This is a genomic window from Phocaeicola sp. (assembly GCF_057861905.1).
In genome coordinates this window covers 26,250-32,271 of the sequence record NZ_DBMACV010000037.1, presented here as the reverse complement: position 1 = coordinate 32,271, position 6,022 = coordinate 26,250, and the positions used below count along the sequence as shown (strand labels likewise).

Below are 6,022 nucleotides of genomic sequence, written 5' to 3'. Positions count from 1 at the left end.
CTACTTCCGCAATTTTAGTGGGCAAAGATGGATTCGAACCACCGAAGGCGTAAGCCAGCAGATTTACAGTCTGCCCCATTTGGCCACTCTGGTATTTGCCCAACGTTTTCAATAATATTTTCAAAGAGCGGAAGACGGGACTCAAACCCGCGACCCTCAGCTTGGAAGGCTAATGCTCTATCGACTGAGCTACTTCCGCAATTTTAGTGGGCAAAGATGGATTCGAACCACCGAAGGCGTAAGCCAGCAGATTTACAGTCTGCCCCATTTGGCCACTCTGGTATTTGCCCTTTCGCAACTGATTGGTTAGTGTTTTTCTCAATTGCGATGCAAAGGTACAACTATTTTTTTAATCTGCAAGCAAAATCGATCATTTTTATTGCAGTAATTGCACATTCGTCACCTTTGTTACCTAATTTTCCTCCAGCTCTTTCTTCGGCTTGTTCCATATTGTTGGTAGTTATCAATCCGTAAATAACTGGTGTATCGGTAGTTGCATTCAATTGAGTAATTCCTTGAGTTGCCCCAGCACAAACATAGTCAAAATGGGGAGTATCTCCACGTACTACACATCCCAGTGCTATTACTGCGTCAACTTTTCCACTTTTTATCATTTGTGCGGAGCCAAAAGTCAGCTCGAAACTTCCCGGTACAGTTTGAACCAGGATGTTTTCGTCTTTAGCTCCATGTTTTTTTAATGTCTGTACTGCACCGGAAAGTAATGCTCCGGTGATATTGCTATTCCATTCGGATACTACAATGCCAAAACGCATCTGAGAAGCATCGGGGACAGAATTGAAATCGTAATCGGAAAGGTTATGATAAGCGGTTGCCATAATGATTATACAATTAAATGATTAAATTAAGAATTCTAAATAAAAAATCATTCGGAGTAAAGTCTGAATCTCATGAGCATCCACGTTGATGTATCCGAGATTCTTCGCTTTGCTCCGAATGACAATACCTTATATTATATATGTAATAAGCTAATCTTATTTAATAGAGGCGCGATCGATGTATTTGTCGATGTCCATTGCTTGATAAGAATTTGCATATTTAGTTTTAATTTGCTTGTAAGCTTCTACAGCTTCTGCATTTTTACCCTGCTTTTCCAGTATCTGGCCAGCCTGAAGCAAATAGATAGGACTTAAAGTTGTACTGTTTGCTTTATCTGCTGCTTTCAGCAAAGTTGCAGCAGCTTTGTCAAGTTGTCCCATTTGTGCGTAGCAATTACCCATTGTACCCATAACAGCTGGAGCAACCATATAATCGTCTGCACTAAATTTATCTAAATATTTAGTAGCTTCTTCGTATTTGCCGAGTTGTGCATAGCAGATACCTGCATAAGCATTTGCCAAGTTACCAGCGTCTGTTCCGCTGAACTCATCTGCAATCTTTAAGAAACCGGCATAACCGAGGCTGTCACCTTTCAGTGCAACTTCGTAGTTGTCATTGCCGAAATATTGTTCGCCCTTGAAGAGAGCTTCAGAAGCCTTCAACTCTTTAGGTTCGCCGATAAAATGTTTGTAGGCCAATGTTCCGCATACGATGACAACAATAGCTACTACAATACCAACCAACAGGTTTTTGTACTTGAAAAGGAATGCTTCGGAAGTACTCAACGCTTCGTCTACATTCAAAGGGTCATGAGTGTGTTTTTGTTCTGCCATTTTATTTAATTATTTTTTTATTATTTCTCTGTTATTATTTGATATGTTTACATTTCGGTCAGCAAAAGTAGTTTATTTATATTTATAAATGAAATTTGAGAGCATGTTTTTTTATCCGTCATGCTTTTATTGTTAATTTTGTAAGCTGAAAATAAGGTTTTGACTATGTGGCTTAAACGCATCTCTATATTAAATTACAAAAATCTGGAGCAGGTGGAGCTTGCTTTTTCTCATAAAATGAACTGTATCATTGGCAAAAACGGAATGGGAAAGACCAATTTGCTGGATGCTGTTTATTACTTGTCGTTTTGCAAAAGTGCGACCAATGCCATTGATTCGCAGAACATTTTGCATGATTGTGACTTTTTTGTGATACAAGGATTTTATGAGACTGACGACGGAGAACCTGAAGAAGTATATTGTGGCTTAAAACGTCGTCAGAAAAAACAATTCAAGCGGAATAAGAAAGAATATTCACGTTTGTCCGACCATATAGGTCTGATTCCACTTGTCATGGTTTCACCTGCCGATTCTTGGTTAATTGCCGGTGGAAGTGAGGAACGTCGGCGCTTTATGGACGTTGTCATTTCTCAGTTTGACCGTGAGTATTTGGATGCATTGATACGTTACAACAAAGCACTTCTTCAGCGTAATTCATTGCTTAAGGCAGATATGGAGCCAGAAGAGGAGCTGATGCTGGTATGGGAGGAAATGATGGCTGTTGCCGGTGAAACGGTGTATCGTAAGCGAAAAGAGTTTATTGATGAGTTTATACCTGTGTTTCAGTCGTATTATTCATATATTTCTCAAGACAGAGAACAGGTTAGTCTTATGTATGAATCGCATGCAGCTGAGGGTGATCTTTTGGAACAGTTGAAAGGTACCCGGCAGCGTGATCGTATCTTAGGGTACTCTACCCGTGGCATACATAAGGATGATTTGATTATGCAGTTAGGTGATTTTCCTATCAAGCGGGAAGGTTCTCAGGGGCAGAACAAGACCTATCTGATTGCTTTGAAGCTTGCTCAATTTGAGTTCCTGAAGCGGACAGGAAGTCGTACAACGCCGATTGTTCTGTTGGATGATATCTTTGACAAGCTGGATGCTTCACGTGTAGAGCAGATTGTGAAGCTGGTGGCAGGAGATAGTTTTGGACAGATATTTGTAACTGATACAAACAGGGATCATCTGGATAAGATTTTACGAAAAATAAAAGGAGATTATAAACTATTTGAAGTGGAAGATGGGGAGGTTTCCGAGCGCCACAGTGAGGAGGAGGTATGAAACGAGATAATACAGAACAGGTTGGTGATGTAATACGCAGGCTGCTCAGGCAGGAGGGACTGGAAACCCCGTTGAATGAATACCGGTTGGTTGATGCCTGGAAGGATGTCGTGGGAGAAACCATATCTCGGTATACGACAAATTTATATATCAAGAATCAAGTACTTTATGTGCACTTATCCTCTTCGGTACTTCGGCAAGAGCTGATGATGAGCCGTCAGTTACTGGTGCGCAACTTAAATGCGCAGGTCGGATCACAAGTTATCGTGAACATCATATTTCGTTGATTCCTCTTTTATTTGAACCGCTATTCACCTGGATGGAGTGAAGTGGGTTTGTTCACTCCAAATTTCATCCATTGATTTATCGAATGCTTCTGTTGGAATTTGGTCGCAGATTTGAAAATGAAAACAGATACCTATCTTGTAAGCGTTGAGTTGCTTTAATAATCGGTCGTAGTATCCTTTTCCTCGTCCCAGACGGTTTCCTTGCATATCGAATGCTACTCCGGGTATAATGGCCAAATCGATATTTTCATAATCTGTAAATACTTCGCCTTGCGGTTCTTCAATGCCGTAACTTCCTTTCTGTAAATCTTGCTTACCCGTATAGCGTCGTAATTCGAGTTCTTCTCCCTTTACTACTGGAAGAATGATATGCTTATTCTTACTCCATTTGTCTACAAACTCGTGCGTCTGTACTTCATCTGGTAGAGAATAATATAATAAAATCGTATCAGCTTGAATAAAGACCGGATGTTTCTCTAAGCTGTCCAATAGTGATAAGGAGTATTCCAATAACTTATCTTTGGTATAAGTTTCCTTTTTATTTGCAATGTAGCGTCGAAGTAAGCGTTTTTCTTCTTTTTCCATAGACTTCAGATTTTTTTGTTATAAGTAGTAATAAAGAAGGCACACAAGGAATAAAATAGAAAAATTCATTGTGTGCCTTTATTTTTTATAGATTCCCTATAAAAGGAAACTATTATTTTTTGATTTCTGCTTCAGGAGCTTTGGGAAACGATTCTCCATTTTCCAAAACTTCAAGTGCCTTTTGTACTGTTGTATCTGTTTGGTTTGAATAAGTAATATATGCTTCCATTCCCAACATATTGTAAATGATGTTGCCATAAAGACTCTCTTCAAACAACTTCTTCGATTTATACATCAGAATATTACGGCGTTTCAATCCTTTTCCTTCTGCATATTCTGCAAATTTCTCAAGCAAGTTTTGCGTTTTTAGATAAGTTTCCATTTTCTGTGGCGTATCATATTCCTGAAGTTTGCTGCGATTTTTGTCGGTATAGTCGAGCGTGTATCGGACAATCAATCCACGTGTTGCAGCCATTCGGTAATAAGATGTCATTCCCGTAGTATCCTGTGGAACAAAGATATCCGGCATAATACCTCCACCTCCATAGACAGTACGTCCCAGACTTGTATGATATATTTCCTTAATGTTCTGCTTGATGCTGTCGGCCGAGAAGAATTCCCCATGTTCGTATCGTGTAATGATATCCATTTCATATTCAGCATCATTACCTTTTTCGTAAGGTTTCTGTATGCAACGTCCCGAAGGAGTATAATAACGTGCAATTGTCAGTCGGATAGCAGAACCGTCGCTAAATTCGATTGGTTGTTGAACCAGACCTTTACCAAAAGAACGGCGACCGATAATTGTACCACGGTCGTTATCTTGAATAGCTCCTGCAAAAATTTCACTTGCAGAGGCAGAGCCTTCATCCATCAGCACGATAAGCGGCATCGTCTGACTACTTCCTGTTCCATTTGATGTGTAATTTTCACGAGGAGATTTTCTACCTTCGGTATAGACAATCAGTTTGTTGTTTGGCAAAAATTCGTTTACCATTTGGATTGCTGCTGCCATATATCCTCCCGTATTTCCACGAAGGTCTATAATCATTCCTTTGCAGTTAGCTTGTGACAGTTTTGCCAGTGCAACAAGCAATTCCGGATAAGTTGTTTCGCCAAATTTATTAACTTTTACATATCCGAATTTATCATTAATCATGTATGCGGCATCAATACTCTTTACAGGAATATCTCCACGTATTACCGTAAAATGTAATAGCTCTTTTTCTCCCGGACGGTAAATACCCAGTTTTACTTTGCTTCCTTTTTCTCCTTTCAGGCGACGCATGGCTTCTGCATTGGTTACTATTTTACCAACGAAAGCAGAGTCATCTACTTCCACGATACGGTCGCCGGCCAGTAACCCTACTTTTTCTGACGGTCCACCCTGAATGACACTGTTGATATGAATTGTATCATCTTGTATAGTAAACTGGACTCCGATACCACTGAAACTTCCTTTCAGGTCTGAATTTACAGCCTCAAGATCTTTGGCCGGAATATAAGAAGAGTGGGGGTCCAGCTCTGCAAGAATCTGCGGCATGGCCTCCTCCACCAGATTAAACATATTGACAGTATCTACATATTGCTCGTCGATAATGTGCAACAAAGCATTCAACTTATTGGAAGATGTATTGATAATACCCAATTTGTTGCCGGAAAAATGATTTGTATAAAATGTTCCTATCAAGATACCTGCTACCAGACAAATAGCCATCAAGAAAGGCATTAATCGATTTTTATTGTTGCTCATATATCTTTATTCGTTAGAAGTTAAATAAACCAGTTCTATATTCGCACGTTTTAGGAGTTCCAGACCGTCTTCCAGCCGATATTTTTCGGCAAAAACCACACGCTTTATGCCCGCCTGAATAATCAGTTTTGCACACTCTATGCAGGGAGATGCCGTGACATAAAGCGTGGCACCTTCGCTGCTATTGTTCGATCTTGCTATTTTGGTGATGGCATTGGCTTCTGCGTGGAGAACATAAGGCTTGGTTATGCTATGTTCATCTTCGCAAACATTTTCAAATCCGGCTGGAGTACCATTGTATCCGTCGGAAATAATCATTTTATTTTTTACAATCAGCGCTCCCACCTTCCGCCGGTTGCAATAAGAGTTTTCTGCCCAGATAGTAGCCATTCGCATGTAGCGCTTATCGAGTATTTCTTGTTTGTTCTCTGTATTTTCCATAT

At 39.9% G+C, this 6,022-nt stretch carries 7 protein-coding genes and 3 tRNA genes; 2 read left to right on the top strand and 8 right to left on the bottom strand.

The features are described from left to right. Positions 1-18: 18 nt before the first annotated feature. The 5 genes from ACZM60_RS08690 to ACZM60_RS08670 form a co-directional block, all read right to left on the bottom strand. Positions 19-101, bottom strand: a tRNA-Tyr gene (locus ACZM60_RS08690). Positions 102-126: 25 nt separating this feature from the next. Next, positions 127-199: transfer RNA gene (locus ACZM60_RS08685), tRNA-Gly, on the bottom strand. An 8-nt stretch (positions 200-207) separates the two neighbouring features. After that, positions 208-290 (bottom strand) — tRNA-Tyr (locus ACZM60_RS08680). 51 nt (positions 291-341) lie between these two features. Then, positions 342-836, bottom strand: a complete 495-nt coding sequence (gene ribH / locus ACZM60_RS08675; protein WP_021970316.1) for a 6,7-dimethyl-8-ribityllumazine synthase — start codon at positions 834-836, stop codon at positions 342-344. A 156-nt stretch (positions 837-992) separates the two neighbouring features. After that, positions 993-1,670 carry a tetratricopeptide repeat protein gene (locus tag ACZM60_RS08670; protein WP_340320158.1) on the bottom strand — a complete coding sequence of 226 codons (678 nt, stop codon included), beginning with the start codon at positions 1,668-1,670 and terminating at the stop codon, positions 993-995. A 165-nt stretch (positions 1,671-1,835) separates the two neighbouring features. On the opposite strand from ACZM60_RS08670, the gene recF reads away from it, so the two are divergent. Together recF and ACZM60_RS08660 are read left to right on the top strand one after the other, a co-directional pair. Beyond that, the gene (gene recF / locus ACZM60_RS08665; protein WP_021970314.1) at positions 1,836-2,954 is read left to right on the top strand and encodes a DNA replication/repair protein RecF; all 1,119 of its coding nucleotides are present in this window, start codon (positions 1,836-1,838) and stop codon (positions 2,952-2,954) included. Then, complete coding sequence (locus tag ACZM60_RS08660; RefSeq protein WP_021970313.1) at positions 2,951-3,241, top strand: DciA family protein; 291 nt, start codon at positions 2,951-2,953, stop codon at positions 3,239-3,241. Before recF ends, ACZM60_RS08660 begins: the two co-directional genes overlap by 4 nt. A 24-nt stretch (positions 3,242-3,265) precedes the next feature. Here the strand turns inward: ACZM60_RS08660 and ACZM60_RS08655 are convergent, their stop codons facing one another. The 3 genes from ACZM60_RS08655 to ACZM60_RS08645 all read right to left on the bottom strand — a co-directional run bounded on the left by ACZM60_RS08655 (position 3,266) and on the right by ACZM60_RS08645 (position 6,020). After that, positions 3,266-3,826, bottom strand: coding sequence for a 5-formyltetrahydrofolate cyclo-ligase (locus ACZM60_RS08655; RefSeq protein WP_489521294.1), 561 nt, complete (start codon positions 3,824-3,826; stop codon positions 3,266-3,268). Between the two features lie 112 nt (positions 3,827-3,938). Further along, positions 3,939-5,579 (bottom strand): S41 family peptidase, encoded by a 1,641-nt coding sequence (locus tag ACZM60_RS08650; protein ID WP_021970311.1) that lies wholly within the window; start codon positions 5,577-5,579, stop codon positions 3,939-3,941. A gap of 6 nt (positions 5,580-5,585) precedes the next feature. Continuing rightward, a complete protein-coding gene (locus tag ACZM60_RS08645) occupies positions 5,586-6,020 on the bottom strand; it encodes a deoxycytidylate deaminase (protein WP_489521293.1) in 435 nt (144 codons plus the stop codon). Positions 6,021-6,022: the final 2 nt, after the last annotated feature.

What these genes read in the sequence shown, in the direction of transcription:
- ACZM60_RS08655 (WP_489521294.1), bottom strand. Translation starts at nt 3,826, where the DNA reads ATGGAAAAAGAAGAAAAACGCTTACTTCGACGCTACATTGCAAATAAA.
- ACZM60_RS08660 (WP_021970313.1), top strand. Translation starts at nt 2,951, where the DNA reads ATGAAACGAGATAATACAGAACAGGTTGGTGATGTAATACGCAGGCTG.
- ACZM60_RS08670 (WP_340320158.1), bottom strand. Translation starts at nt 1,670, where the DNA reads ATGGCAGAACAAAAACACACTCATGACCCTTTGAATGTAGACGAAGCG.
- ACZM60_RS08645 (WP_489521293.1), bottom strand. Translation starts at nt 6,020, where the DNA reads ATGGAAAATACAGAGAACAAACAAGAAATACTCGATAAGCGCTACATG.
- ribH (WP_021970316.1), bottom strand. Translation starts at nt 836, where the DNA reads ATGGCAACCGCTTATCATAACCTTTCCGATTACGATTTCAATTCTGTC.
- ACZM60_RS08650 (WP_021970311.1), bottom strand. Translation starts at nt 5,579, where the DNA reads ATGAGCAACAATAAAAATCGATTAATGCCTTTCTTGATGGCTATTTGT.
- recF (WP_021970314.1), top strand. Translation starts at nt 1,836, where the DNA reads ATGTGGCTTAAACGCATCTCTATATTAAATTACAAAAATCTGGAGCAG.